Source organism: Kribbella deserti, assembly GCF_042434725.1.
GTDB lineage: Bacteria > Actinomycetota > Actinomycetes > Propionibacteriales > Kribbellaceae > Kribbella > Kribbella deserti.
In genome coordinates this window covers 212609-238916 of record NZ_JBHLTC010000041.1, presented here as the reverse complement: position 1 = coordinate 238916, position 26308 = coordinate 212609, and the positions used below count along the sequence as shown (strand labels likewise).

The following is a 26308-nucleotide window of genomic DNA, read 5'->3' as shown; positions in this document are numbered from 1 at the left end:
CGGTCGGCATCCAGAATCTCACGCTGGCGGACATGGCCAAGGTGCGGTTCCCCAGGAGCTCAGGGCCAGGGCAGCAGCTCGGGATAATCCGGCCGGGGTGCGGTGCGTCCCGCCAGCCAGGCAGCGTCGGCCGGCTGCAGTTCGAGTTGTACGCCGGCCGGGATCCGCGGGCCGAGGAAATCGAGCAGGTGCAGGCGGAATTCGTCCGTCCACTCGTCCGGGGACGGGCCGACATCCAAATCGGTCAGGTGGATCTCGAACTCCCGCCACGCGCAGTACGCCGTACCGAGCAGGTCGCCGTCGCGGTAGGCCACCGGCCTGGCCCAATCGTCCGGACCCACCTGCTCCCAGACGCGCAACAGGTCGGCCGTGTCGGTGCGAACGGCCTTCACCAGGACGTCGACGGGTCGGCCCGCGCCCGCCTCGATCCCGGCATCGCGCCCGGACCGGCCGCCGTCGTACACCTCGATGGTCTTGCCGGCCAGGGCGTACTCGGCTTGCCGGGTCATCGCCCGGCTGAAGTCCGAGAGGTGGGTCAGCACGTGACCGCGGGTCCAACCGGGCAGCGCGGACGCGCCGCGGACAGCGTGCTCGTCCAGCTGGCCGAGCACTTCGTGCAGGCGATCAACCGATCGGCGTACGGCTTCGACAGGAACACGCACGGCTGGCTCCTAATATCAGTAACGGAATCTGCCGTTAGACCGTAACCGTTCCGCCCTTACGCCAGCAAGGTGTTTTCGCATTAGACTGATCAATCGTGAGCACGGGGATCCTGGCCTTCAGCCTGGCCGCCACCATTCGGCATGACGGCCATGGTGGTGTGCTCGACGAGCTCGATACGCCCGCGAAGGTTGATGCCTGGATCGCGGCCAACCAGTCCCAGGCGGCGGAAGTGATCGGGCCGCTGCCTGGTTTCGAGGTGGACGACGAAGCGGTCGGGCGGATTGTCGCGGTGCGGCAGGCGGTCCGTTCGCTGTTCGCCGAGGTTGTGAGTCCGGCGCCGCCGAGCCGGGCCGACGCGCACCGCCTGATGGAGCCGGCGCGGGCGGTCAACGAGTTGAACCAGGCGGCAGTGGGATTGCGCGGGCCACTGCTGGGCTGGGAGGGCAATGAGCCGGTGCTCCGGTGGGAACCGCGCGAAGATCTCGACGATCCGCTCGACCGATGGATCGCGGTGCTGGGGCGTTCGGGTATCGACTTCCTGGCTGGACCCGAGCGTGCGCGGTTGCGGGCCTGTCCGGCGGCTCGCTGCGTGAAGTACTTCCTGCAGGAGGACCCGCGGCAAACCTGGTGCTCGCCCACCTGCGGAAATCGCGAACGCGTGAACCGCTACTACCGCAAGCACCACGGTTAGCCTGATCGGATGACGGTAGCCCGCTTCAAGGACCTGTGCGTCGACGTGACCTGTCCGTTGGCGATGACCGATTTCTGGGGTCACCTGCTCGGGCTCACCTCGCCGGCGGACAATCCCGAGGTGCTGATCGGTGATCGGCCGGAGAAGACGGTCTGGATCAACCGGGTGCCCGAGGTCCGAACGGTCAAGCAGCGGGTCCACCTGGACGTGGTCACGTCCTCGATCGAGGCGCTGGAGAAGCTCGGTGCCAAGGTGCTCAGCCCGATCAGCGACGAGCAGCAGTGGGCGGTGCTGGCCGATCCCGAAGGGGGCGAGTTCTGTGGGTTCGTTCGCGAGAGCGTGCCGTCGTACAAGCTGATGGAGCTGGTGGTCGACTCGGCCGATCCGGAGGCGCAGGCGCGCTGGTGGGCCGGCGTGGTCGGCGGCGACGTCAAGACCAAGCCGGACGTGCCGTACCACTGGCTGGAGAACGTGCCGGGTCTGCCGTTCAGTTATTGGGTTTTTGTGCCGGTGCCCGAGCCGAAGACGATCAAGAACCGGATCCACTGGGACGTCTCGGCCGACGAACTGCGGCCGGTGCTCGACGCCGGTGCGACGCTGCTGCGGGCCAAGGACGACGAGATCGGCTGGCATGTCTGCGCCGATCCCGAGGGTAACGAGTTCTGCGTGTTCCTGCCCCGTCCGGCCGAGGGTGAAGGCGTCGCCTGACCCGATCCGCCCGGCCGCCTGAGCCGAAGTGACCGCGATCGTCGACGTACGTCGAAAGGCGGCCGCGGGCTCTTGCTCCGCTTCGGCCTGCCCCCGTATCCTCGTATATGAGGAAACGTTTTCGAAATACTGAAGATAGCATCCGTCCACTTTTGGAGATCCGATGCCGGAGATCGCCCGTAGGCACTTCCTCTCGCTGTCCGGGGGCGTGGTTGCCGCCGGTTTGCTGACCGGTCAGGCCGGCTCGGCCTTCGCGACGCCTGCCGCGGTGAACGCGGCGCCGCCGCCGACGATCCCGGCGTTGCAGAGCTGGACGGCCGCCGCGACCGGTTCGTTCAGCCTCGGCGCCGACGCGCGGATCCGGATCGACTCCGCCGCGGCCGCCGAGCTCCAGGTAACCGGCGAGGTATTCAGCGCCGACCTGCGCAGTTTCGGGCGTACCACGACAGTTGTGGTCGAGGCCGCGCCCGTCGCGAACGCGGGCGACATTCGCCTGAAGCTCGCGTCGATTCCCGGCCTGGGCGCCGAGGGGTACGAGATCCAGGTGGGATCCGCGATCGAGATCCGCGGTAGCCGCAAGGGCATCTTCAACGGCACTCGCACGGTGCTGCAGTGGTTGCGCAACGGCACGCAGGTCCCGGCCGGGCTCGCGCGCGACTGGCCACGCTTCGCCGAGCGGGGTTTCCTGGTCGCCAACGCGCCGAAGACCTACAGCCGAGCCTGGTGGTCCGGTCAGATCCGCGAGATGTCCTACCTGAAGCTCAACATGCTCTGGCTGTACGTCGGCTACGACACGACGCCACTGGCGCTGATGAAGGACATCGCCGCCGAGGCCGCGCGGTACAACATCACGGTCATTCCGCAGTCGAACATGCCGGGTCACATGACCAAACTCCTGGTGGGACACGAGAACTACGCCCTACCGGGCCGCGCGGACGCCCTCGATCTCAGCAACCAGGCGGCCTGGGACTACGCGAAGGGCATCGTGACCGGGCTCACCGCGGAGTTCGATACGCCGTACTGGCATCTCGGTTCCGACGAGTACCTCGTCGACTTCGTACCGCCGAACTTCGACGTGCGGTACGACCTGTTTCCGCAGCTCGGCCAACGGGCCAAGGCGTTGTACGGCGCGTCGGCCGTGCCGCCGGACCTGTTCTACGGGTTCATCAACGACGTCAACGCGTCCGTCCGCGCCGGTGGTAAGACGATGCGGGTCTGGAACGACGGCTTGCTGGTTCAGGGCACTCGGCCGATCAGTAAGGACATCGTCGTCGAGCACTGGGTGCACTGGCCCAACCGGAAGACGCCGCAGCAACTGGCCGACGAAGGCTACAAGCTGTCGAACTCCAACGGCGACTACCTGTACTACGACCCGGGTACCCGCCGGCCGGAGCCCAAGCCGATCTACGAGAGCTTCCGGGTCGGGCTGTTCGCCAACGGGCAAGCGGTGGCCGAGAACAACCCAGCCCTGCTCGGCGCGAAGATCAGCCTCTGGACGTTGCCGGACGTCGAGGAGGAGGAATACCAGGCGTACCGGCTGGTGGAGCCGTTCCGGGCGTTCTCGCAAGTGCTGTGGGGATCGCCGAAGCCTGCCGCGACGTACGAGGGGTTCGAGCCGTTGATCCGTCAGCTCGGTCGCGCGCCCGGCTTCCCGGCGTTGCAGCACTCCATCTCCCCAGTAGCCGGTGCCACCAGCGTCTGGCCACACCGGGTGATCAGTGTGCGGTTCTACGATGACGTGGACCCGGCGTCGATCCAGCTCGGCGTGAGTCGCAACCAGGCGCCGACGCCCGGCACCACCCGGTACGACGCCGCGACCAAAACCGCCACCTTCACGCCGTCCCAGCCCTGGCCGTACGACGCGACCATCGACGTACGGCTGGTTGCCAAGGACACCTCCGGGCGGGCGATGGCACCGCGGTCCTGGAGCTTCCAGGCCGCTAAGGCGCCTTCTACCGACTACCCGCGGTCGATCTGGCCTGACGAGGCTGGACCGGCGGTGGAGAGCTACACCCAGGCAGGGGCCGTCGAACTGGGCGTGAAGTTCCGTAGCGACCGGGACGGCCTGGTGCGCGGCATTCGTTTCTTCAAGGGTCCCAAGGACACAGCAACCCATACCGGCACCTTGTGGAGCCCGGCTGGCGCAGTACTTGCCACAGGCACCTTTACGAACGAGAGCCCGGCCGGATGGCAGGAACTGCGTTTCGGCACTCCCGTTCGTATCAGCGCCAACACGACTTACACCGCCTCCAGGAAGTCCCCGAACGGGACCTACGGCTACAACTACGACTACTTCGCCGGGCGCGAAGCGCACAACGGCGTACTGCACGGATCGATGGGCGTTTTCGGCCAGGGCGCTGGTATGCCCACGGAATCCTTCCGAGCCACCAACTACTGGACAGACGTGGTGTTCGAGCCGGACGTCCACACAGTGTGGGACAACGCCGACGTGCCCGCCATCCGTCAGGACGACGTGCACACGCTGGAGCTGGGGATGAAGTTCCAAGTGGTCTCGGCCGGGGTGATCGTGGGTCTGCGCTTCTACAAGGCGGAAGGCGACACCGGTACGCACGTTGGCAAGCTCTGGTCGGCTACGGGCGCTCTGCTCGCGCAAGCCACCTTTACCGGCGAGAGGGCCTACGGCTGGCACGAGGTCCGTCTGGCCACTCCGGTGCGACTAACCCCCGGTACGACGTACGTTGCCTCGTACAACACGCCGAACGGCATCTACGGCGCTACTGCCGGCGCCTTCGCCACTACCAAGCAGAACGGGGCACTACGTGGGCAAGACAGCGTCTTCCGGATCGGCGAGGGTGGTTTCCCCACGGAGTCGTACAACCGGACGAACTACTTCGCGGATGTCCTGTTCGACAAGGATTGACCGATGACCGTCATCACCGAGGTCGAGGCGCTGGTACTCGATGGGCAGGTGGAATACGGCACCCGCCTCGACGACGGAGAGATGGCCGGGCCGCGATACAGCAGTCTGATCAAGGTCAGCACGGATGCGGGTGTCACCGGTTACGCGGACGTCGACTCGCATCCGTGGATCGTGCAGGCGCTGGTCAACGCCCGGACGCAGATCCCGGAGTTCTGCGCCGGACTACGCGACGCCGTGGTCGGGCAGAGCGTCTGGAACCGCTCGGCCCTGTGGGAACGGATGTACCGGCACTCCTGGTACCACGGCCGCCGTGGTCCCGCCTTGCATGCGATGAGTGGGATCGACCTCGCGGTGTGGGATATCGCCGGCAGGCTGGCCGGACGGCCTGTGCACGATCTGCTCGGCGGGGCCCGTCGGGACCGGGTGCTCGCGTACGCCAGCACGTTGTTCCGGGAAACCCCCGAGGAGATGCGCAAGGCCACCCGGTCGTACCTGGATCGAGGGTTTCGGGCGATCAAGTTCGGCTGGGGCGCTTGGGGCATCAACCCGGCGCGGGACCGCGAACTACTTGCAGCGGTTCGGGACGAGGCCGGGCCCGACGTACACCTGATGGTGGATGGGCATCTCCCGGGCGATCTGACCGCCGTACGGCGTGTGCTCGACGGGTTGGCGGAATTCGGCCTGCAGTGGGTGGAAGAGCCTTTGCCCGCGGATCGTCCGGGAGACCTTGCTGCGCTCGGTAGGGCCACGAACGTACGTGTGGCGACGGGAGAACAGCTAGGTGGCGTGGGGGAGTTCGAGGAACTACTGGCGGCTGAGGGTGTCTCGGTCGTTCAGCCCGACTTGTCCCGGTGTGGCGGCTTCACGGCGATCCAGACCATCGCGCCGCTCGCACTGGCTCGAGGCGCTCTGGTGGTCCCGCACGCCTGGACGTCTCAGTTGCTGACTGCAGCCTCCTTGCACGTCAATGCTTGGTTACCGGGCCCGGTCTTCCAGGAGTACAACGTGTCCTCTGCGCCGCTCGCATCCACTCTTGCGACGGGCCTCCAACTAGTCGACGGCTATGCCCTTGTACCGACTGGACCCGGCCTGGGCGTCACTGTCGACGAGAACGTGGTCGAGGCACATCGGATCGCCTAGACGAGCCCAAGGGTGAGAGTCGCGACTGCCAGCGCCAAGTACGCGACCGGTGCTCCGATAGTGCTGATGGCTTTTGCCCGGATATGGGTCAGCACGGCCCCGATGAAGAACACGACGAGTCCGACGGCTGCGGCTGTGCCTACGTAGGGGACACCTAGCAGACCGAGTAGGAGCCCAGTGGCGCCTGCGGCTTTGAGAGCGGCGAGCCACGGTATCCACGACTCTGGAACGTCCACGGCGGCCGAGTTCTGCAGGACGAAGTTGGCCTTGCAGAAGTCGAGAATGGCGATCACCGCGTTGGCGAGAATCGTAAGCACAGCGACGATCTGGTAGGCCTCGTACATTCGTTCCCCTTCAGTGGCGGTCCTGGCCTCTAGCCTCGGCTCACCCTCCGCGGGCGTCTAATACCTGCATCTATAACCTGCTGGCATGGATGTGGACACCCGGCTGTTGCGGTACTTCAGCGCCGTCGCCGAAGACGGCAGCGTCACCCGCGCCGCAGAACGGCTGTACGTGTCGCAGCCGGCTTTGACCAAGCAGATCAAGCAACTGGAGTCTCTACTGGGTGTAAGGCTCTTTATCCGGTCCAAGGCGGGTATGACTCTCACGGACGCTGGCAGAGCTCTTGCGGCACGAGCGCCCGTAGTGACGGCGGAGTGGGACCGGGCGCTCCGCGAGACCCGGACCGCCTCGAGCCGGGCTGCCCGCGTACTACGCGTTGGATTCATCGCCAGTGCGGCGAATGAGGCAACTCAGGCGATCGTTGCGGCCTATACGAAGCGCAGACCAGGCTGGCGGATCGAGATGCGGCAGGCTTCCTGGTCCACTCCAGCCGCGGGACTCGTCGAGGGCGAGGTGGACGTGGCTCTACTGCGCTTGCCGTTTCCGGGCCAGGAGAAGTTCCGGGTGGAGGTGCTGTTGAGCGAGCCCCGGTACGTCGCCTTGCCCGCCGCGCACCGGTTGGCAGGCCAGGAGCGGATCTCGTTTCGCGACCTGTGGGATGAGCCGGTTGTGGCGGCTCCAGCCGAAACGGGCGCGTGGCGGGACTACTGGCTGGCTCGGGACGAGCGAGACGGGCGAGAGGTGCGAATCGGAGCTGTGACCGATCAGCCGGACGAGTGGCTCAGCGCGATCGCCAACGGGTACGGCATCGCACTGGCGCCGGAGTCCGCCGCCCGGTTCTATGCCCGCCCTGGGGTGACGTACCGGCCGGTCGACGGTGTTAGCCCGAGCCAGGTGGCACTAGCCTGGGCCGTGGCGGACGATGCCAATCCGGTGGTGCGGGACTTCGTTGAGGTGTGCCTAGCGGTTCTGAGCCTGGATCCGTCAGAGACGGCCGGGGAGGTCGGAGGGCCAGGGGATGCGGCGTTCGGCTAGGCAGGGCCGGAAGGCTTCGGTGGGGCCGGCCATCAGGCGGTTGCCGGTGACGCGATCGAGGTCGGCCAGCTGGTCGGCGTAGTCGGTGCCGCTCAACTGCCGCATCACATCCATCTGGCTGCGGTGGTACCGGATCAGCTCAGCCTTGCGGTCGGCGTGCGCCGGGCCGAGTTCGACGAAGTGTGTGGCCTCGAAGCCGTAGCCCGGGCCGGGAGCGACGTACCAGATCCGCGGTACGGCGGGCAGCGGCGCGGGCGTGGTCTCGAACGAGGCCAGGTTCGCGAACAGCGCCGCATCCGTGACGGCCTTCGCCGTGACGACGTGGTCCGCGTTGTAGTCCGTAGTCCAGTGCGTGAGCAGTACGTCGGCTCGGGTGGTCCGGATCGCCGCAAGCAGGTCACGCCGCAGTTCCGGGTCGTCGTACGTGTAGCCGTCCTCGCGACCTAGGCACAGGTACTCCGCGTCGAAGGCCTGCGCGACGGTTCGCATCTCCTTGTCGCGTACTGCGGTGGCATCCTCGTCAGGCGCATACGGCAGGCCCTTGTCGCCGTTCGTCACGGCCACGAACGCGATCTCGTGTCCAGCCTCGTGGAGCCGCAACAACGTGCCGAGGCAGCGCATCTCGTCATCTTGGTGGGCGAAGACGCACACGTACCTCATCGGGGTTCACCCGGCAGCCGCGCCAGCGACACCGACAAGGCGCCATCAACGGTGACGAACGAGCCCGACATGTACGACGCGCCTGCCACAAAGGCGACGGCCTCCGCGACTTGTTCGGGCGTTCCCAGCTTGCCGAAGGGCAGACCGGCTGAGGCCTTCGCGAGGTGCTCGGCGCCGTACAAGTCTCGCTCGCCTGGGGTTTCGATCCACCCGGGTACGACGGCGTTGACCCGAATGCCGCGCGGGGCCCACTCGTGCGCGAGGCTGCGAACCACCTGGCCTAGTGCGCCGTGGGCTGCGTTGTAGCCGAGGCAGTTCCGGAAGGCCGCGTGCTCGTGCAACGAGCCGATCGCGATCAAAGCGGCTCCATCCGTTGCGCACGCCTGGAACAGGGAGAACGCCGCCACCGGACCAAGGGTGAGGCTGCGCATCATCGATTCCCGGGTGAGCTCGGTGGCCGACGCGTGTTCCTCGTAGGCGAGGGCGTGTACGACGACGGCGGTGCGTCCGTGCCGGGCGACCTCCGCGGCGACGAGTGGACCGAATTCGGGATCGCCCGCATCCGCCTGGAGGACCAGGCCGCGCGGGCCGATGGCGTGGGCGGTCGCCTGGGCTCTCGCGATATCCCGGTCCACGCACAACGTCACGTCGTACTGCCCCGCGAGCGCGATCGCGCAGGCCGCGCCGATACCGCCACCCGCGCCGGTGACGACGGCGATCCGTTGATGTTCTCCCATACTGGAGATAGTTTCAGAATCCCGGGTCTTCGCCCGGCCCTGAAAGGGGTTCGAGCCGCCCGGATGGGGTTTCGGCCGGCCCGGATAGGGTTTCGGCCATGACTCTCGACCTGACTGTGCCCGGGCCGGATCTGGCCGCCGCGTTGATCGACATCGAGTCGGTCAGCCTGAACGAGCAGCGGCTGGCGGACGAGGTCGAGACCGCCCTGCGGGCGTACGCGCATCTCCAGGTCGAGCGATTCGGCAACACCGTGGTCGCGCGCACGGACCTCGGCCGGGACGAGCGCATCGTGGTGGCGGGCCACCTCGACACCGTGCCGCTGAACGACAACCTGCCGTCGCGGCGTGCGGACGGCCTGATCCACGGGCTCGGCGCCTGCGATATGAAGGGCGGCGTCGCCGTCGGCCTGCGCCTGGCCGCCAACCTGCCCGCGCCGAACCGGGACATCACCTTTGTCTTCTACGACGGCGAGGAGATCGCCGCGGAGCACAACGGCCTGGGCAAGCTGGTCGCGAACCGGCCGGACCTGCTCGAAGGCGTGTTCGCCGTCGTGATGGAGCCCTCGAACGCCGTGGTCGAGGCCGGTTGCCAAGGAACCCTGCGAGCCGAGATCACCCTGCGCGGCGAGCGGGCGCACACCGCCCGCAGCTGGATGGGCGTCAACGCCGTGCACGCCGCGGGCGACGTACTCGCGCGCCTGACGGCGTACGAACCGCGCCGGGTGATCATCGACGGCCTGGAGTACCGCGAAGGCCTGAACGCGGTCGCGATTTCCGGCGGCGTCGCGGGCAACGTCGTACCGGATCTGTGCACGGTGTCGGTCAACTACCGCTTCGCGCCGAACCGGACGGCTGCCGAGGCCGAGGCGCACGTGCGAGAGGTGTTCGAGGGGTACGACTTGGTCATCAGCGACTCCGCGCCTGGCGGCATGCCCGGGCTGGATCGCCCTGCCGCGGCAGCGTTCGTGCAGCTCGTCGGGGGTAAGCCGATGCCGAAGTTCGGCTGGACCGACGTGGCCCGCTTCACCGAGCTCGGCGTACCGGCGGTCAACTACGGTCCGGGGGATCCGCTGCTGGCGCACACGCAGAAGGAGTTCGTGCCCGAGGCCGAGATCCTGCGCTGCGAGGAAGTGCTCACCGCCTGGCTGTCCGCCTAGTGTCCTGAGTCGGACGGTGGAGTTCGCCACCACGCCACTTTCCCGCCAGGCCCCGGACAGGGCGGGCGACTAACCTGGGACTATGACGGATCCCTCCATCCACCCTGACCGGCCGGCCCAATCGCAGCGTGGGCCCGTCGTGATGCGGCGCAACCAGGTCCAGCAGTCCACCTCGGAGCAACGCCTCCTGGACAGCCGCGGGCCGTCGGACTGGGTCCACACCGATCCGTGGCGCGTCCTGCGGATCCAGTCGGAGTTCGTCGAGGGGTTCGGCATGCTCGCGGAACTCGGCCCGGCGATCAGTGTGTTCGGCTCCGCGCGTACCAAGCCCACCGACCCGATGTACGCCGCGGCGGAGAAGGTCGGCCAGAAGCTGGTCGGCGCCGGCTACGCGGTGATCACCGGTGGCGGCCCGGGCGTGATGGAGGCCGCGAACAAGGGTGCCTCCGAGGCGGGCGGTATCTCGGTCGGCCTGGGCATCGAACTGCCCTTCGAGAACGGCCTGAACGAGTGGGTCGACATCGGCATGAACTTCCGCTACTTCTTCACCCGCAAGACCATGTTCGTGAAGTACGCGCAGGGCTTTGTGGTGATGCCCGGCGGATTCGGCACGCTGGACGAGTTGTTCGAGGCGCTCACGCTGGCGCAGACCCGCAAGGTCACGTCGTTCCCGGTGGTGCTGTTCGGTACGTCGTACTGGGGCGGGCTGGTCGACTGGCTGCGCGAGACGATGCTGGCCGACGGCAAGATCTCCGCGCCGGACCTGGACATGTTCACGGTGACCGATGACGTCGACGAGGCGATCAGCTACATCGTGAAGGCCGGTGAGATGGCCGACTCCGCCGCGGAGGCCGCCGCCGCCGAGGCCGCCCAGGACGTCGCCGACGCCGACAACCCCGAGGCGAGAGCCCGTCGCGAGGCCCACCGGCTGGGCTCCGACGGCAGCTGAAACACCGTCCGTCAGGGCCGCTGAGGTCGTTCGGCGAGCTTCTCGGCCGCGCCGGTTGTGCGGCTGACCGGTCCGGCGTGGCACGATCAGGGCGTGATGTGGTTCTTCGCCCTCGTAATCGTCGTACTGATCGGCGCGGTTGCCGTGGTCGCCTCCGGGCGCTGGGGTGGCATGGCCGAGGTCTACGACGACCGCCCTGACGTGCTCGTTCCCGCTCGCCGCGCCCTCACCGCCGACGACATCGAGTCGTCGCGCTTCGGTGTCGGCGTCCGCGGCTACCGGATGGACGAGGTGGACACGCTGCTCGAACGCGTCGCCCGCGAGGTGGCCGAGCGCGACCGCCGGATCGAGGCGCTCGAACGAGCCCACCAGACCCCGGCCTACGCCTACCCCGAAGACGAGCCGCTGCCAACGCCTGCGGCCGCGTCGGCTGAGGTCGCGGCCGGTCCCGTGGCCGAGACCCCGGAGCCTGAGCTTCCGGCCGAGACGCCGCACGCCGAGGCGGGCGAACCGGGAGAGCCGGCCGCGCCGGAGTCGTCCGAGCCGTCCACGGTCACGCCGGTGATGGACGAGGCCGGTACGGTCTCGACCGAGGTGTACGACGCGGGCAGCATCTTCGCGGCCGAGCCCGAGCCCGAGCCCCGGCGTGAGCCCGGTTCCGAGCGTGCGGCCAACGGCGCCGAGGCCGACGCTGGTCCCGAGCGCGCGGCCGAGGGCGTTCAGGCCGGCGACGACGAGCCCGCGAGCCGGCGGCACTGACATGGCCAACTCGCCGGAGCCGAAGCCCCCGTGTCACGCGGAGGTCTCCGTCGAGGTGGAGGCCGGCGCGCACGAGGTCTGGAACGCCGTCGTGAACTGGGACATCCAGTCCACCTGGATGCTGTTCACCAAGGTCTGGCCGACCGAGAACAACGGTGAAGGCATCGGCGGCAAGATCGCGGCCCGCACGGGCATCGGTCCGGTCGGGTTCATCGACGACATGGTCATCACCCACTGGGAACCACCGCTGCGCTGCCGGGTCGAACACCTCGGCAAGATCGTCCGCGGTACCGGCGACTTCATCGTCGCCCCGATGGCCGCGGGCACCCGCTTCACCTGGGCGGAGGACGTCATCCCGCCGTTCGGCCGCTTCGGCGTAGCCGCCTGGCCAGCCGTACGACCGGTCTTCGAGCTGATGATGCGCATCTCCGTAGCCCGGCTCGCCGCCCGCGTCACCCCGAAATAACCTTTCCCCAAATGACTGTTCTCGAAGTGGCTGTGCTCGGATGACCGCGCCTGGACCCGATGGGCTGCCCCGCTGCGTCTGGGCGTCGTCCAGCCCGGACTACATCGCGTACCACGACAACGAGTGGGGCAAGCCGATCCGCGACGACCACGGCCTGTACGAACGCGTCAGCCTCGAGTCGTTCCAGTCCGGCCTTTCCTGGATCACCATCCTGCGCAAACGCCCGGCCTTCCGTCAGGCCTTCGCCGATTTCGATCCGCGAGTGGTCGCGAAGTACGGCCAAAAGGACTTCGACCGCCTAATGGCCGACGCCGGCATCGTCCGCAACCGCGCCAAGATCAACGCCGCGATCACCAACGCGAAGGCGTTGCTGGCGATGAAGCCGGGGGAGTTCACGGAATTCCTGTGGTCTTTCGCCCCGGAAGAACGGCCGGCGCCGAAGACCAGCGAGGATGTTCCGGCCATTACGCCCGAGTCGATCGCGATGTCCAAGGCACTGAAGAAGAACGGCTTCGTGTTCGTCGGGCCTACTACGTGCTACGCGCTCATGCAGGCGACCGGAATGGTCAACGACCACTTGGCGGACTGCATTTCGCGTTAGGTTCTGTCTGGCCTTTTCGCGGGTTGGTCCCGGGATTTGCTGACCCGCTGCCGAGTTGTTTGACCGCTACCCGGCTGCAGCCAGGTAGTCGTACAAAAAGTCGGTAGTCGGCTCAGGTGGACCGCCATCCGGCTCCATCGGGACCGCCGTACGGAAGGGGCGAGCGAATGCAGACCAATCAACGCCAGCGATGGGAGGTGGTCGCCACAAACCGGCACGCTCAAGGGGCTGGGTTATCTGCCGGTGAAGGTGGGGCGTTGTTTGGCTACGAAGGAGGCGACGGCGTTTTTGTGGTCTTGGGTGTCGCCGGTTAGGCGCATCATGTCGGCTTCGAAGGCCAGGGCCTCGTCGAAGGTGTGGGTGGCTGAGTACGCCAGCGAGAGGCGGACAGCGCCATAAGCGGCGGTAGGACCGTTGGCCAGCTTGGTCGCCAACGCGCTGACCTCCGTGGCGAAGTCGGCGGCCGGGACCACCCGGGTGGCGAGGCCGAGTTCCAGCGCCTCGGCGGCCGGGACCGTACGCGGGAAGTAGAGCAACTCCGTCGCCTTCGCCTGGCCGATCAGCCGGGGCAACGTCCACGAGATCCCCGTGTCACACGACAACGCGATCCCGGTGAAGGCCAGGTTGAACCCCGCCGTGTCCGCCAGCACCCGGAAGTCGCACGCGAAGGCCAGTGAGGCGCCCGCGCCGGCGGCGACCCCGTTCACCGCGGCGATGACCGGCTTCGGCATTTCCGCCAGGGCCTTGGCGATCGGCGCGAAGTGGTCCGGCACGGTGTTCCAGAGGGCGTCCATATCGTTGGCCTCGAGCAACTGGATGTGCTCCTTGAGGTCCTGGCCGACGCAGAACGCGCGGCCCGTGCCGGTCAGTACGACACACCGGACGGCGTCGTCCTCGGCCGCGAGTTGTACGGCGGCCTTGAGCTGCTCCTTGGTGGGCGTGTTCAGCGAGTTCATCGCCTCGGCCCGGTCCAGGGTGATGGTGCCGATGCCGTCGGCGACCTCGTACCGGACAGAGATGTCACTCATCGTGGCGAACCCCAAGCTTTCAGTGAGAAATGGACAGGCAGTGGTCCACGAAACGCCCGGCCGCGGGGCCGAGCCGATTCGCGTGATGATCGAAGAACGCGGCCGCGCGTGTCCCGGCCCAATCCGGCGGTAACAGCTCCGCCGGCAGGCCCGGATCGCGGAAGAGGAACTTACGCCACTCGTGCACGAGGTTCGACCGGGCGGCGAAGGCCTGCTCGTCGTCGGCTTCGGGGCCGGCGGCATCGACCAGGACTTTCGCCTCGTTCAGCCATGCGTCGTACGACGCGCCGAGCTCGTCGAGTTTCCAGACCCGCCGGGCGAAGGCCACCGCGTCGCCGTCGATCGGGGCGCGGAAGCGGTCCGCGGGCAGGCCTTCGATCTCCAGTACCTGGTCCACTTCGCTGTCGTGGCGCAGGCCGACCCAGGCGCCGTCGGACAGTGGAGCCCAACCCAGGAAGGCGAGTTGGGACTCGAGCTGGTCGCGGCGGCGGCGGTTCGGGACCTCGCGCAGGATGCCGAGATGCCAGTGCCGGTCCCACTCGCCGTCGCCGGTCCGGTAGATCCGCGCGGCCGCGTCATCGAGGCGGCGGCGCGCCCGGGCGGTCAGGCCGTATCCGGGCTGGCCGTCGATCCGGACCGGTTCGAGCCAGCCTTGCCGGACCATCCGGGACACGGCGGTGCGAACCGCTGGTGGATGCACTCCCAGCGGTGCGAGGAGCCGTACGAGGGCGGCCACCGGTGCCTGCGCGCCACGTGCGCGCAGGTGGTCGCCGTACAGGTCGAAGAGGGCTGAACGGGCGTGCACAGGCCCGAGTCTGCCGTATGGTGCACGGCTCTGGCCCGTGTTCGGGGATAATGGGTGCCGACACACACTGCGATACGCGCCCCAGGCGCATCACCGCACGGCGCCTGCACCCGGGAGGCCGCGTGGTGTCGTCGCTTTATGGATGAGGCTCTACCCGATGAAGAAAGGGGTGCGCGCATGGCGGCCATGAAGCCGCGGACGGGCGATGGTCCGCTCGAGGTGACCAAGGAGGGTCGGGGCATCGTGATGCGGGTTCCGCTCGAAGGCGGCGGTCGGCTCGTCGTTGAGCTGAACGCCGATGAGGCGACCGAGCTCGGGAACGCGCTGAAGGCCGTCGTCGGCTGACGCTCAGCGCGTCGGGCGGCACCCCGTATACCTTTCTTGTTGTGCCTGTGACTGTTCTGACGACCCCGGTGGGTGCTATCCGGCACCGGCCGGGGTCGTTACGGTTGGCTGCACCCGTTTCGTGACAGCTCTGGACATGTGAGGTTCCTGGTGGCCCGTCGTACCCCCGCACGCACTGCCGTACCGGCCGCTCCGGCCGTCGTCTGGCAAGCCGGACTGCCGGCCCATGGCGCCCGCACCTGGGTGATCCTGGTCGGCGCGGCGGGCCTGCCCGACGCCGCGAAGGATGCCGGTGAGCGGCTCGGGGTGGACCTCGAAAGGTTGCTGGAGGCACTGACCGGGACCGGTTTCTCGCCGGGCGCCGGCCGGGTCGCGGCGTACCCGTTGCTGGCCGGTGAGATCACCCAGGTGGTACTCGCCGGAGCCGGTGACGGCAGCCCGCGGGACCTGCGACACGCCGGAGCCGCGATCGCGCGTTTCGGTCGCGGGCACGACGAGCTGACCACCGTGGTTGCCGAGGGCATCGACGACGCCGGACTGCAGGCCTTTGCCGAGGGCGTCGTGCTCGGCTCGTTCACGTTCCACCGCAAGACCGTTGATCCGGGCAAGCCGGTGGCCGGGCGGATCGTTCTCACCGATGGCACCGACACCGACCGTGACGAGGTGGTCGAGCGCGGCCTGGTGATCGGCCGTACCGGGTGCCTCGCCCGCGAACTGGCGACCACGCCGTCGAACGAGAAGGACCCGGCCTGGCTGGCCGCGCGCGCCACGGAACTTGCCAAGGCCAACGGACTCGACGTTCGGGTCTGGGACGAGAAGCAGTTGGCTGCCGACGGGTTCGGCGGAATCCTTGCCGTTGGCCAGGGCTCGGTTCGGCCGCCGCGGCTGATCCGGCTGGACTACACCCCGCCCGGCGCCACCAAGAACACGCCGTACGTCGTACTCGTCGGCAAGGGCATCACCTACGACACCGGCGGTCTGTCGCTGAAGCCGCGTGAGTCGATGGTCTCGATGAAGCGCGACATGACCGGCGGCGGTTCGGTCATCGCGACGATGGCGGCGCTGCGCGATTTGGGTGCCAAGGTCCGGGTCACCGGTCTGGTTTGCGCGGCCGAGAACATGCCGTCGGGTACGGCGTACCGGCCGGACGACATCGTGCGGCATTACGGCGGGCGTACCACCGAGGTGAAGAACACCGACGCCGAAGGGCGGATGGTGCTTGCGGACGGTCTGGCTTATGCGGTCGAGGAGCTCAAGCCGGACGTGCTGGTGGATATCGCCACGTTGACGGGCGCGATCAAGATGGCGCTTGGGTCGATGTTGTACGGCGGATTGTTCGCTACCGATGATGCGTTGGCGGATAATTTGGTCGAGGCCGGGTTTGTGTCGGGGGAGCAATTGTGGCGGATGCCGTTGCCGGTTGAGTATGCGGATTATATTTCCACGCCGGTGGCGGATGCGGTCAATTCGTCGAAGGGGCCGGGATCGATCACGGCTGCGTTGTTCTTGAAGAACTTCAGCGGCGGACTGCCTTGGGCACATCTGGATTTGTCCAGCATCGCGGAATCCCCCCGAGACGAATTCGAATACACCCTAGGTGCCACCGGCGCCGGCGCCCGCCTCCTAACCACCTGGCTAACCTCCCCCAACCCCACCGCCGGCATCTAAACCCCGGCCAGCGATTGCTGGCACCACCCTTGCCATAGGCCGCGGGACTGCTCCGGCCATGATGGTCGATCAACCGGTGAAAGTGGCGCCACTCTCAATGGCTGATCGCCCTTCGTTACCGGGGCGGGGTTACGGGTTGGGGGTGAAGGTGCGGGTGATTTGGGGGTAGGCGGTTAGGGCGGTGGTGTTGTGGTCGGCGTGGGGGATGGGGTGGATGGTGACGCGGGCGCCGCGGTGGGTGAGGGTGGTGGCGCACTTGGTCGCGTTGGCCGGCACCACGTCGGTGTCGGCGGTGCCGGTGTGGAGGTTTACCGGGACGCGGGGAGTCCAGTCGCGGCAGATGCTGTCGGCTTCGCGTAATGCGCGCAGATACGCGCCCGACGGGTTCAGCAGCTTCGCCTTGAACGCCGGCGTGAGGAGTTGGTCCAGGGCCGACGGTAGGGCCATCGCGATCTCCTCGACCTGGTGGTAGCCGTCGAACAGTTCCTCCACGCCGTCCACCGTGAAGGCCTCGCGCGGATCGTCGTACAGGCCGACCGTGCGGTTCCACGCGGTGATGAAGTAGCCCAGGTACAGAACCGCCACCTGCGGATTGACCCTGCCGTCGAAGACGGCGGGTAGTTCCGTCTTCTCCAGGTCGTACGGCCCGGCGACGGCTTCGAGCGCGCCGAGGCGGAAGCCCGGCACCTCCTTGTTCTGCAGGGCCCGTCCGACGCTCAGGGTGGCCCGGCCGCCCTGGGAGAAGCCCGTCACCAGTACATCCCGCTTCAGCTGTACGCCGTACCGCCGGCTGAAGATCTTTGCCGCCAGCAACAAGTCGGTGGACGCCGTGGTCTCGCTGCGCGTGTCGATGTACGGATGCCGCCCGGGCCCGACCCCCAGCCCCAGGTAGTCCGGCGCGACGGCCACGAGGCCGGATCCCGCCAGCATCAGCGCGATGGTTCGATCCGGCCCGGCGGTCATCGAGGCGACCTGGTTCTTCGTGCCGTTGGTGCCGTGCAGGTATTCGGCCACGGACAGGCTGCCGCGCCGCCCATTCGGCAACACCACCAGCCCACTCGCGGTGGTCGGCCGCCCCTCGGGTGTGATCGTGCGATAAACCACCCGGTACGCCGTGACGCCGTTCCGTGCCTGGGGTGGGTTCACGAAGCCCATGGCCTTCGCGGTTTTGTCCACGGCCGCCGCGGACAACCGTTCGAGCTTGACCGCCGAAACAAGCTGTCCCCGGAACGCCGCCGGGACGACCTGGCTGGCAGAAGCCTCCGCAGGCAAGGTCTGCGGAGTCGCGAAGGCGGTGAGGGGCGTGAGGGCCAGTGCCGCGATCAGGGCGCCGGCGGTGGTCTTGGCGAGGAAGTTCGTCATGGCTCAACCCAACCGCCGCGCGGCGTTCGCCACGATCGGCTCAACTCCCCGATCGGGGTGGACCTAACTCCCCAACGGTTCAGCGCAAACTGTTGTACAGGGCCACGGTCTGCTCGGCGACGGCCTGCCAGGCGAAGTGTGTGACGGCCCGTTCGCGGCCGGCGCGGCCCATTGCCTCGGCCTTGGCCGGATCGGCGACCAGCGCGTTGATCGCGTCGGCGATGTCCCGCTCGAAGCCGGTAATGTCGTTCTCGTTGTACGTCACCAGCGTGCCGGTCTCGCCGTCGGTGACCACCTCGGGAATACCGCCGACCGCGCTCGCGACGACAGCGGTCTCGCAGGCCATCGCTTCCAGGTTGACGATGCCGAGCGGTTCGTAGACCGAGGGGCAGCAGAACGCCAGCGCGTGCGTGAGGACCTGGCGGACCTCTTCGCGCGGCAGCATCTCCGACACCACGAACACGCCGTCACGGGTGGCGGTGAGCTCGGCGATGGCCGCGTCGGTCTCGGCCTTCAGCTCCGCCGTATCGGCCGCACCCGCGAGGAGCACGAGCTGGACCGACGGATCGAGCCGCAGGCCGGCGCGCAGCAGGTGCGGTACGCCCTTCTGCCGGGTGATCCGGCCGACGAAGGTGACGTACGGCCGGTTGAGATCGACACCGAGCCGTTCCAGCACATGGGTCGCCGGATCCGGGTGGTAGAACTCCGCGTCGATGCCGTTGTAGATGACCTTGACCTTGTCCGGGTCGATCCCCGGATAGCAGGCCAGTACGTCGTCGCGCATGCCGTTGCTGACCGCGATCACCGCGTCGGCCGACTCGTACGCGGTCTGCTCGGCCCACGACGACAGGGCATAACCGCCGCCGAGCTGCTCGGCCTTCCACGGGCGGCGCGGTTCCAGCGAATGCGCCGTCACCACGTGCGGTACGCCGTACAGCAGCTTGGCCCAGTGGCCGGCCATGTTCGCGTACCAGGTGTGGGAGTGGGCCAGGCCGGTGCCCGCGATCGCGCCGGTCATCTCGAGATCGGTCGACAGCACCCGCAGGGCCGGATTCGCGCCGATCAGCCGGGCGTCGTCCTCGGAGTGCGCGACCGCGCCCAGGCGTGGTTCGCCCATGCAGTGCACGTCCACGGTCAAGAGTTTGCGCAACTCGCGCACCAGGAAGTCGACATGCACCCCCGCCCCGCCGTACACGTCCGGTGGGTACTCACGCGTCAGGATCGAGACATGCATGGCTCCGACACTAATGCCCGGGGCCGCGCCCGCGCGTCAGGTCGTGCGGGTCGCGACCCAGTAGCGCAGTTTGCCGTGCCGGTTGTCGTCGAATTCGCCACCGCAGGCCTCGATCACCTTGCGGGAGGCGACATTGTCCTCGTCGCAGGTGACCAGCGCGGGATCGATGCCGAGCTTGGCCGCATACGGCAGGGACTGCTCGAGCATCTGGGTGGCGTAGCCCTTGCGCCGGGCCGACGGCCGGACGACGTAACCGATGTGGCCGCCGAGTTCGTGCAGTTGCGGGGTCAGCTCGTGCCGGATCGACAACCGGCCGAGCCACTCGTCGTGCTCGACGAACCACAGCGAGGTCATCGGTACCAGATGCGGCAGCCGGGCCCGGAACGGATCGGCCTGCGCCTTCAACTCCGCGACCAGGTGGGCGAAACCTTCCGGGGTGGCGATCTGCGCGCGCGAGAGCTGTTCCTCGGTGAAGCTGTACGCGCCCATCCAGCGCTCGTCTCCCGGCTCCAGCTCGTCCCACGCGGCCAGGTATGACCGGTGCACACGGACAGTAGGCAGAACAAGGCGAGGCATGCCGCCATTGTCGCCGACACTCTCAAGCGGGTTATGGAATCCGGCTCGCGCGGCTAATGTCTGGGCATGGCGAAGGCACCCAGAGTTCTCGGAATCGTGTTGGCCGGTGGCGAGGGGAAGCGGCTGATGCCGTTGACCGTCGACCGGGCGAAACCCGCTGTGCCGTTCGGGGGCAGCTATCGCTTGATCGACTTCGTGCTGTCGAACCTGGTGAACGCGGGCTATCGCAACCTGTGCGTGCTGACGCAGTACAAGTCGCATTCGCTGGACCGGCACGTGACGCTGACCTGGCGGATGTCGACGTTCCTCGGCAACTTCGTCACCTGCGTCCCGGCCCAGCAACGCCTCGGCCCGCAGTGGTACCAGGGCAGTGCCGACGCGATCTACCAGTCGATGAACCTGATCAACGACCACAAGCCGGACATCATCGTGGTGTTCGGCGCGGACCACGTGTACCGGATGGACGCCTCGCAGATGGTCGCGGCGCACCTCGAGCACGGCGCCGGCGTGACGGTGGCGGGAATTCGGGTGCCGCGGGCAACCGCTTCGGAGTTCGGCGTGATCAAGACCGCCGACGACGGCATCACGATCGCGGACTTCCTGGAGAAGCCGGCCGAGCCGCCGGGTCTGCCTGACTCGCCCGACGAGACGTTCGCGTCGATGGGCAACTACGTGTTCAGCGCCGACGTACTGGTGGACGCGCTGCGCCGCGACGCGGAGAATCCGGCCTCCCGGCACGACATGGGCGGCGACATCGTGCCGATGCTGGTTGCCGAGGGCAAGGCCAACGTCTACGACTTCAAGGACAACGACGTGCCCGGCGCGCTGGACCGGGACCGCTCGTACTGGCGGGACGTCGGTTCGCTCGACTCCTACCACGAGGCGCACATGGACCTGGTCTCGATTCAGCCGGTGTTCAACCTGTACAACTCGGACTGGCCGATCTTCACCTCGCACCCGCAGCTGCCGGGCGCGAAGTTCACCGACAACGCGACGGTGGGTGAGTCGATCATCTGCGCGGGCTCGATCATCTCCGGCGCCTGCGTCGATCACTCCGTGCTCGGCGCGAACGTGCTGGTCCATTCCGGCGCGACGATCGAGCGCTCGGTGATCATGGACAACTGCACGATCGGCGCGAACGCCGTACTGCGCAACGTGATCCTGGACAAGAACATCGTGATTCCCGAGGGTTTCAAGATCGGCGTCGATCCCGAGCAGGACCGCGCCCGCGGCTTCACCGTCAGCGCGGGCGGCGTGACCGTGCTGGGCAAGGGCCAGGTGGTCGGCGAGTGACGGCTCGCACTGTCCTCGTCACCGGTGGATCCAGCGGCATCGGCGCGGCCGCGGTACGGCGCTTCGCCGCGGCTGGTGACGAGGTGTGGTTCACGTATCGCTCCGGCAAGGACCGGGCCGCGCGATTGGTGGACGAGGTCGGCGGTCAGGCCTTCGCGTTCGACCAGGGCGCACCGGAAAGCCACCAGGCGTTGCTCGCCGAACTGCCCGGGCCCGTCGACGTACTGGTGAACAACGCCGGTCTCGGCTCGAAGACGGTCGAGGCCTACGCGCCCGGCGATCCGCGTGCGCAGGACCTCGCGCTCCTGCAGGTGGATGCCGCTGGGCCGTTGTGGATCACGCAGGACCTGCTGCCCGGGATGCTCGCGCAAGGCCGGGGCACGGTCATCTTCGTTGCCAGCGTGGGCGGTGGCATCAGCCAGTTCCCGGGGTTCCGGCATGCCGACGGGATGGCCAAGGCCGCCGTGGCGTACCTGACCCGGCATCTGGCGGCGGAGCATACGCACACCCCGATCGACGTGTTCGGGATCTGCCCGGGCGCGGTCGAGACGCCGATGTTCACGGCTTCGACGCTGGAAGGGCTGACCGCCGAAGACCGGACCCAGTTGGAGCAGCGATTGCCGAAGGGCCGGTTGATCCAGGCCGCGGAGATCGCCGAGGTGCTCTGGTGGTTGAGCACGCCAGCCGCCCGGGTACTGCACGGAGCCGTGCTGGACGCCTCGATGGGCCTGGGGGTTCATCCGGGCCTGCTGACCGGAGGTTCCTGATGGGCCTGTCCAACCGTGGCCGGGCGATGCTCAGCGAGGGCTCACCCCTGGTCGAGGCCCACTTCGCGGTTGCGGCGGACCCTTGGTCGCCGGAGAACCCGGACGGCTACATCAATCTCGGCACCGCCGAGAACCACTTGTTGTTCGACCTGCTCGAGCCACGGCTCACGGCGGCCCGTCCGGTGCTGGAGGGCGATACGCACTACCAGCAGCTGTACGGCGCTGCCTCGTTCCGGGCGGAGCTGGCTCGCTTCCTCGGGCAGCTACAGGGCGACGAGGTCGATCCGGAAGACCTGGTGGTGGTCGGCGGGACCAGCGTTGTGCTGGAGATCCTCGCGCACGCCCTGTGCGACCCTGGCGAGGCGATCATCGTGCCGACGCCGTACTACGCGGGGCTGGATGACGACTTCGGCGGCCGCGCCGGCGTGCGGGTGTTCCCCGCGCCGCTGGACGGGTTCACCCTGACCGCGGACGCCATCGCCCGCGCGATCGCCTCAGCCCGGTCGGCAGGCCTGACCGTGCGGGCCGTGTGCCTGCTGTCGCCGGACAACCCGATGGGCCAGGTGTACGACGAGACCACTCTGCGGGCCGTTGCCGAAGTCGTGATGGCCGAAGGCCTTCAGTTGATCGTGGACGAGATCTACGCCGGATCCAGCTATGGCGCGCCGTTCGTCAGCGCCGCCACGCTCGTGCCGGACGTCGTACCGCCCGAGCGCCTGCACCTGGGCTGGGGTTTCGCGAAGGACTTCGGGTTGAGCGGCTTCAAAGTCGGCGTACTGCGCACGCGGGACCCGGAGGTGCGGGCGGTCGCTCGTCAGCTGGCCATGTTCGGCCCGGTCTCGAGCGATACCCAGGTGTTCCTGCGGGACCTGCTGGCCGACGAAGAGTGGACCGCCACGCTGCTGAGGGAGAACGTGGCCCGGTTGGCGGCGGCGTACGAGAACGTGGTGAAGGTTCTCGGCGAGCACGGCATCGACGTACTGCCCGCGGCCGCAGGCTTGTTCGTCTGGATCGACCTGCGGCCGTGGCTGGCCGAGCCGACGTTCGAAGCGGAGCTGGCGCTTTGGCGGCGGTTGTTCGACGAGGCGAAGGTCAACATCTCGCCGGGCGCGGTCTTCCACAGCTCGGAACCGGGCTGGTTCCGCCTGTGCTTCGCCACCTCGGCCGATACCGTGCGCACGGCCGTAGAGCGTCTCGGCCAGACGCTCAGTCAGGCTTGACGGTCGTTCAGTCCGGGCGCTTGACCGCTGCGAGCAGGCCGTCGCCGACGGGCAGCAGGGCCGAGACCAGATCGTCGTCCTCGCGGATCGCGCGGATCAGATCGCGGATCGCGAGCGTGTCCGGATCGCGCTGCGCCGGATCGGCCACCCTGTCGTGCCACAGCGCGTTGTCGAACGCGACCACGCCACCCGGGCGGAGCAGCCGCAGCGCCTCGGCCAGGTAGCCCGTGTACTCCCGCTTGTCCGCGTCGCAGAAGACCAGGTCGTAGTGCCCGTCGGTGAGCCGCGGTACGACGTCCAGGGCCGAGCCGGCGATCAGCCGGAAGCGCTGCGACGGAATACCCGCGTCCAGGAAGGTCTTGCGGGCCAGTCGCTGGTTCTCCGCGTCGAGATCGACCGTCGTGAGCGTGCCGTCCGCGCGCATGCCGCGCAGCAGCGCCAGCCCGGAAACCCCCGTGCCGGTGCCGATTTCGACGACGGCCTTCGCACCGACCGCCGCGGCCAGCAACGTCAGCGCGGCGGCACCACCTGGGCCGATCGGAGACACGCCACTGTCCTCGGCGGCCGCGCGGGCGCCGGTGACGACCTCGTCCTCACCGGTATAGCCCTCGGCATACGCCCAGGATTCGGGCCTGATCCCCGCGATGTTGCTGCCCTCCTCGTACTCAAGACCTAGGGCGAAGCCTAGCGGTGAGCGTTCCACTCCCGCATCACCTGTTCATTCTTGTTCGTAGCCTCATATACTGAGCAGCTATGATCGGGTTTCGTCGAAAGGAGGGTGTGATCGTGCAGGCTGTAGCTCCCCGCTCACGCCCGGATGACGTCGATACCCGCCTCTTTGAAGACGGTCAGCTGCGACTCGTCGGCCTGCGCGTCGGTGACGAGCGTGTCGATCTCGGTGAGTTCACAGATGCGCGCGAATGCGCGTTGGCCCAGTTTCGAGCTGTCGGCGACCACGACCACCTTGGCGGCACGGCTGACGATCAGCTGGTTGATGTTGGCCTCGCCCTCGTGATGGGCGGTGGCGCCGGTCTCGTCGATACCGTCCACACCGATGAACGCGATGTCCAGCGACAGGTCGGCCAGGATCCGGTGCGACAGCGGGCCGATCATCTCGTAGGACTGCGGCCGGGCGACGCCACCGGTGAGCACCATCTTCACGTGCGGACGCACGATCAGCTCGTTGGCGATGTTGAGCGCGTTGGTGACCAGGGTGAAGGCGGGTTCGCCGTGTTCGGCGGACAGCTCCGGCCGGGTGGCCAGCGTGCGCGCCACCTCGGAAATCGTGGTGCCGCCGTTCATGCCGATCACCATGCCCCGGCGCACCAGCGTGGCCGCCGCCTGCGCGATGCGCTGTTTCTCCGAGGCGAACCGCGCGGTCTTGTAGCGCAGCGGCAGGTCGTACGAGACCGCGTTCGCGACCGCGCCACCCCGGGTCCGGGTGAGGAGCTGCTGTTTACCGAGATGGTCGAGGTCCCTGCGAATGGTCGCAGCCGAGACATGCAGCTGCTCCGCCAGTTCGTCGACGTCGATGGCGCCCTTCTCGGCGAGCGACTCGAGCAAGGTGTTCAGGCGTTCATAACGCTTCACCCAGGCTCCTCCTTCACACGTTCGGTCAGTCGGATGACTGCCGGTTCGCACCATTCGATCATGTTCGAGCAGTTTCGACCATCACCATCAGTGGAGAGCCCATGACTGACACCCCTTATGTGAGCGCGGAGATCGTCACCCAGCCCGATCTGTGGCGCCAAATGAACGACTCGATTGCGCAGTACGCAGCGGTGCTGCCGGCCGCCGGGCAGCGCGTCGCGGTCGTCGGGTGCGGTACGTCGTGGTTCATGGCGATGGCCTACGCCGCGCTGCGCGAGGACGGTGGCCACGGGCTGACCGACGCCTTCGCCGGTTCGGAGTTCCCCTTCGGCCGCTCGTACGACGCGGTGGTGGTGATCAGCCGCTCGGGTACGACGACCGAGGTGCTCGACCTGATCAGCCGCACGGACCTGCCGACGGTCGCGATCACCGCGACGCCGGGTTCGCCGATCGTCGGGCTGGCCGATCAGACCATCATGCTGGACTTCGCCGATGAGCAGTCGGTTGTGCAGACCCGGTTCGCCACCACCACGCTGGCGCTGCTGCGGGCCTCCGTCGGTCTCGGCGACGAACTGGTCAAGGCCGCGAAGGACGCCGAGTACGCGCTGACCGTCGACGTGACCGAACTGGCCGCGCTCGAGCAGGTCACCTATCTCGGTACGCGCTGGACCGTCGGCCTCGCGCACGAAGCTGCCCTCAAGCAACGCGAAGCCGCCTCCGCCTGGACCGAGGCCTACCCGGCGATGGACTACCGCCACGGCCCGATCGCGATCGCCCAGCCCGGCCGTGGTGTCTGGCTGTTCGGCGACGCCCCCGAAGGCCTGCTCGACGACGTCGCCGCCACCGGCGCCACGATCGTGCACCACGCCGAGCTCGACCCGATGGCCTCGCTCGTGATCGCCCAGCGCGTAGCCGTCGCCAAGGCCCTTGCCCTCGGCCTCAACCCGGACCAGCCCCGCAGCCTCACCCGCTCCGTAATCCTCACCTGACCCGCGTGCGAGCCCTCCTCGCGGGCCGGTTGTAGGTTTCGGTCGTGGGCATCTACCTGGTCAGCGTTGGTGGGTCCGAGTGGTTCGGTCAGGACGAGGACGGTTGGGGCGAGACCGCCTCGGCGTTGAATGCGGAGCTGGTCCGCCGGGGCCTACCGCCGTACGAGTCGGTGCCCGAGGAACCCGGTTTCGTCCGCGGCTCCGGCCAGTCCTTCAAAGAGAAGCTGAGCCCGTCCATGGCCGGGTTCGATGCGCTCTGCCAGGCGCATCTCTCCCGCGAAGAGTACGAGCTTTTTGCGGGCTGGAGTGTCTTGGTGCCAGTGTCCCTCGAGGAGGAGATCTGGCTGCCGGTCGAGACCGCATATGCGGACGAGACCGTGGTGGCCGGTGCCCCTCAGGTGCTGGCGATCGCGGAACGCCTAGCAGCGATCCTCGATCTCCCCCCAGAGGCTCCGATGATGTGCGACAACCTCGATCTGACCATGTGGTTCCTGGACGGGGCGGCGAAAGAGCTGGCTGCCGGCCGATCGGGCCTGTGGACCACGGATCTCGACACCGCCTTCTACGTCGCCGTCTACCTCAGAGCCGCACAACACTCACTACGCCGCGGCGTCCCGATAGTCCTCACGTAACACCCACGAC

The 26308-nt window shown here is 67.9% G+C and carries 28 protein-coding genes; 17 read left to right on the top strand and 11 right to left on the bottom strand.

Annotated features, from left to right (window positions below):
* Positions 1–59: 59 nt before the first annotated feature.
* The gene (locus ACFFGN_RS34170) at positions 60–662 is read right to left on the bottom strand and encodes a maleylpyruvate isomerase family mycothiol-dependent enzyme (protein ID WP_380056744.1); all 603 of its coding nucleotides are present in this window, start codon (positions 660–662) and stop codon (positions 60–62) included.
* A gap of 95 nt (positions 663–757) precedes the next feature.
* Here ACFFGN_RS34170 and ACFFGN_RS34165 point away from each other — a divergent pair, with 95 nt between their 5' ends.
* From ACFFGN_RS34165 to ACFFGN_RS34150, 4 genes are all read left to right on the top strand, one after another.
* Positions 758–1354: a CGNR zinc finger domain-containing protein gene (locus ACFFGN_RS34165; RefSeq protein WP_380056741.1), complete on the top strand. Its 597-nt coding sequence runs from the start codon at positions 758–760 to the stop codon at positions 1352–1354.
* Positions 1355–1363: 9 nt separating this feature from the next.
* Positions 1364–2062, top strand: a complete 699-nt coding sequence (locus ACFFGN_RS34160) for a VOC family protein (RefSeq protein WP_380056738.1) — start codon at positions 1364–1366, stop codon at positions 2060–2062.
* Positions 2063–2225: 163 nt separating this feature from the next.
* A complete protein-coding gene (locus ACFFGN_RS34155; RefSeq protein WP_380056735.1) occupies positions 2226–4943 on the top strand; it encodes a DUF4082 domain-containing protein in 2718 nt (905 codons plus the stop codon).
* 3 nt (positions 4944–4946) lie between these two features.
* A complete protein-coding gene (locus tag ACFFGN_RS34150) occupies positions 4947–6083 on the top strand; it encodes a mandelate racemase/muconate lactonizing enzyme family protein (RefSeq protein WP_380056732.1) in 1137 nt (378 codons plus the stop codon).
* Here ACFFGN_RS34150 and ACFFGN_RS34145 read toward each other — a convergent pair.
* Entirely contained in the window at positions 6080–6427 is a 348-nt protein-coding gene (locus ACFFGN_RS34145; RefSeq protein ID WP_380056729.1) for a DoxX family protein, read from the bottom strand. The genes ACFFGN_RS34150 and ACFFGN_RS34145 overlap by 4 nt on opposite strands.
* Before the next feature lie 85 nt (positions 6428–6512).
* Here ACFFGN_RS34145 and ACFFGN_RS34140 point away from each other — a divergent pair, with 85 nt between their 5' ends.
* Positions 6513–7460, top strand: a complete 948-nt coding sequence (locus ACFFGN_RS34140; protein ID WP_380056726.1) for a LysR family transcriptional regulator — start codon at positions 6513–6515, stop codon at positions 7458–7460.
* Here ACFFGN_RS34140 and ACFFGN_RS34135 read toward each other — a convergent pair.
* Positions 7410–8120 carry a PIG-L deacetylase family protein gene (locus tag ACFFGN_RS34135; protein ID WP_380056723.1) on the bottom strand — a complete coding sequence of 237 codons (711 nt, stop codon included), beginning with the start codon at positions 8118–8120 and terminating at the stop codon, positions 7410–7412. The genes ACFFGN_RS34140 and ACFFGN_RS34135 overlap by 51 nt on opposite strands.
* Positions 8117–8857 (bottom strand): SDR family NAD(P)-dependent oxidoreductase, encoded by a 741-nt coding sequence (locus tag ACFFGN_RS34130; protein ID WP_380056720.1) that lies wholly within the window; start codon positions 8855–8857, stop codon positions 8117–8119. The genes ACFFGN_RS34135 and ACFFGN_RS34130 overlap by 4 nt, the downstream gene beginning before the upstream one ends.
* Before the next feature lie 98 nt (positions 8858–8955).
* On the opposite strand from ACFFGN_RS34130, the gene dapE reads away from it, so the two are divergent.
* From dapE to ACFFGN_RS34105, 5 genes are all read left to right on the top strand, one after another.
* Positions 8956–10014: a succinyl-diaminopimelate desuccinylase gene (gene dapE / locus ACFFGN_RS34125; protein WP_380056717.1), complete on the top strand. Its 1059-nt coding sequence runs from the start codon at positions 8956–8958 to the stop codon at positions 10012–10014.
* A gap of 82 nt (positions 10015–10096) precedes the next feature.
* Positions 10097–10963, top strand: a complete 867-nt coding sequence (locus ACFFGN_RS34120) for an LOG family protein (protein ID WP_380056714.1) — start codon at positions 10097–10099, stop codon at positions 10961–10963.
* A 96-nt stretch (positions 10964–11059) separates the two neighbouring features.
* Positions 11060–11722 (top strand): DivIVA domain-containing protein, encoded by a 663-nt coding sequence (locus ACFFGN_RS34115; RefSeq protein ID WP_380056775.1) that lies wholly within the window; start codon positions 11060–11062, stop codon positions 11720–11722.
* A 1-nt stretch (position 11723) separates the two neighbouring features.
* Positions 11724–12188 carry an SRPBCC family protein gene (locus tag ACFFGN_RS34110; protein ID WP_380056711.1) on the top strand — a complete coding sequence of 155 codons (465 nt, stop codon included), beginning with the start codon at positions 11724–11726 and terminating at the stop codon, positions 12186–12188.
* A 40-nt stretch (positions 12189–12228) separates the two neighbouring features.
* Complete coding sequence (locus ACFFGN_RS34105; RefSeq protein ID WP_380056708.1) at positions 12229–12789, top strand: DNA-3-methyladenine glycosylase I; 561 nt, start codon at positions 12229–12231, stop codon at positions 12787–12789.
* Positions 12790–13022: 233 nt separating this feature from the next.
* Here the strand turns inward: ACFFGN_RS34105 and ACFFGN_RS34100 are convergent, their stop codons facing one another.
* Complete coding sequence (locus tag ACFFGN_RS34100) at positions 13023–13817, bottom strand: enoyl-CoA hydratase/isomerase family protein (RefSeq protein ID WP_380056706.1); 795 nt, start codon at positions 13815–13817, stop codon at positions 13023–13025.
* 19 nt (positions 13818–13836) lie between these two features.
* The gene (locus ACFFGN_RS34095; protein ID WP_380056703.1) at positions 13837–14622 is read right to left on the bottom strand and encodes a PaaX family transcriptional regulator; all 786 of its coding nucleotides are present in this window, start codon (positions 14620–14622) and stop codon (positions 13837–13839) included.
* A gap of 177 nt (positions 14623–14799) precedes the next feature.
* Between ACFFGN_RS34095 and ACFFGN_RS34090 the strand changes: the two genes are divergently transcribed.
* A complete protein-coding gene (locus ACFFGN_RS34090; RefSeq protein ID WP_012923066.1) occupies positions 14800–14967 on the top strand; it encodes a DUF3117 domain-containing protein in 168 nt (55 codons plus the stop codon).
* Positions 14968–15117: 150 nt separating this feature from the next.
* Entirely contained in the window at positions 15118–16635 is a 1518-nt protein-coding gene (locus ACFFGN_RS34085; RefSeq protein WP_380056696.1) for a leucyl aminopeptidase family protein, read from the top strand.
* Positions 16636–16764: 129 nt separating this feature from the next.
* Here ACFFGN_RS34085 and ACFFGN_RS34080 read toward each other — a convergent pair whose 3' ends face one another.
* The 3 genes from ACFFGN_RS34080 to ACFFGN_RS34070 form a co-directional block, all read right to left on the bottom strand.
* On the bottom strand, positions 16765–17997 hold the full coding sequence (locus ACFFGN_RS34080; RefSeq protein ID WP_380056693.1) for an alpha/beta hydrolase family protein: 1233 nt from the start codon (positions 17995–17997) through the stop codon (positions 16765–16767).
* Between the two features lie 79 nt (positions 17998–18076).
* Complete coding sequence (gene glgA, locus ACFFGN_RS34075) at positions 18077–19231, bottom strand: glycogen synthase (RefSeq protein ID WP_380056690.1); 1155 nt, start codon at positions 19229–19231, stop codon at positions 18077–18079.
* 36 nt (positions 19232–19267) lie between these two features.
* Positions 19268–19807, bottom strand: coding sequence for a GNAT family N-acetyltransferase (locus tag ACFFGN_RS34070; RefSeq protein WP_380056688.1), 540 nt, complete (start codon positions 19805–19807; stop codon positions 19268–19270).
* 66 nt (positions 19808–19873) lie between these two features.
* Between ACFFGN_RS34070 and glgC the strand changes: the two genes are divergently transcribed.
* The 3 genes from glgC to ACFFGN_RS34055 are packed head-to-tail and all read left to right on the top strand — an operon-like array spanning position 19874 to position 23087.
* Positions 19874–21100, top strand: a complete 1227-nt coding sequence (gene glgC, locus ACFFGN_RS34065) for a glucose-1-phosphate adenylyltransferase (RefSeq protein WP_380056685.1) — start codon at positions 19874–19876, stop codon at positions 21098–21100.
* Positions 21097–21867, top strand: a complete 771-nt coding sequence (locus ACFFGN_RS34060) for an SDR family NAD(P)-dependent oxidoreductase (protein WP_380056682.1) — start codon at positions 21097–21099, stop codon at positions 21865–21867. The genes glgC and ACFFGN_RS34060 overlap by 4 nt, the downstream gene beginning before the upstream one ends.
* Entirely contained in the window at positions 21867–23087 is a 1221-nt protein-coding gene (locus tag ACFFGN_RS34055; RefSeq protein WP_380056680.1) for an aminotransferase class I/II-fold pyridoxal phosphate-dependent enzyme, read from the top strand. The genes ACFFGN_RS34060 and ACFFGN_RS34055 overlap by 1 nt, the downstream gene beginning before the upstream one ends.
* Positions 23088–23094: 7 nt before the next feature.
* On the opposite strand, the gene ACFFGN_RS34050 is transcribed toward ACFFGN_RS34055, so the two are convergent.
* Together ACFFGN_RS34050 and ACFFGN_RS34045 are read right to left on the bottom strand one after the other, a co-directional pair.
* A complete protein-coding gene (locus ACFFGN_RS34050; RefSeq protein WP_380056772.1) occupies positions 23095–23724 on the bottom strand; it encodes an O-methyltransferase in 630 nt (209 codons plus the stop codon).
* A gap of 170 nt (positions 23725–23894) precedes the next feature.
* Positions 23895–24677, bottom strand: a complete 783-nt coding sequence (locus tag ACFFGN_RS34045) for a DeoR/GlpR family DNA-binding transcription regulator (protein WP_380056677.1) — start codon at positions 24675–24677, stop codon at positions 23895–23897.
* A 101-nt stretch (positions 24678–24778) separates the two neighbouring features.
* Between ACFFGN_RS34045 and ACFFGN_RS34040 the strand changes: the two genes are divergently transcribed.
* Both ACFFGN_RS34040 and ACFFGN_RS34035 read left to right on the top strand, forming a co-directional pair.
* The gene (locus ACFFGN_RS34040; RefSeq protein ID WP_380056674.1) at positions 24779–25666 is read left to right on the top strand and encodes an SIS domain-containing protein; all 888 of its coding nucleotides are present in this window, start codon (positions 24779–24781) and stop codon (positions 25664–25666) included.
* 44 nt (positions 25667–25710) lie between these two features.
* Positions 25711–26298, top strand: coding sequence for a hypothetical protein (locus ACFFGN_RS34035; RefSeq protein WP_380056672.1), 588 nt, complete (start codon positions 25711–25713; stop codon positions 26296–26298).
* The last annotated feature ends 10 nt before the right edge of the window (positions 26299–26308 follow it).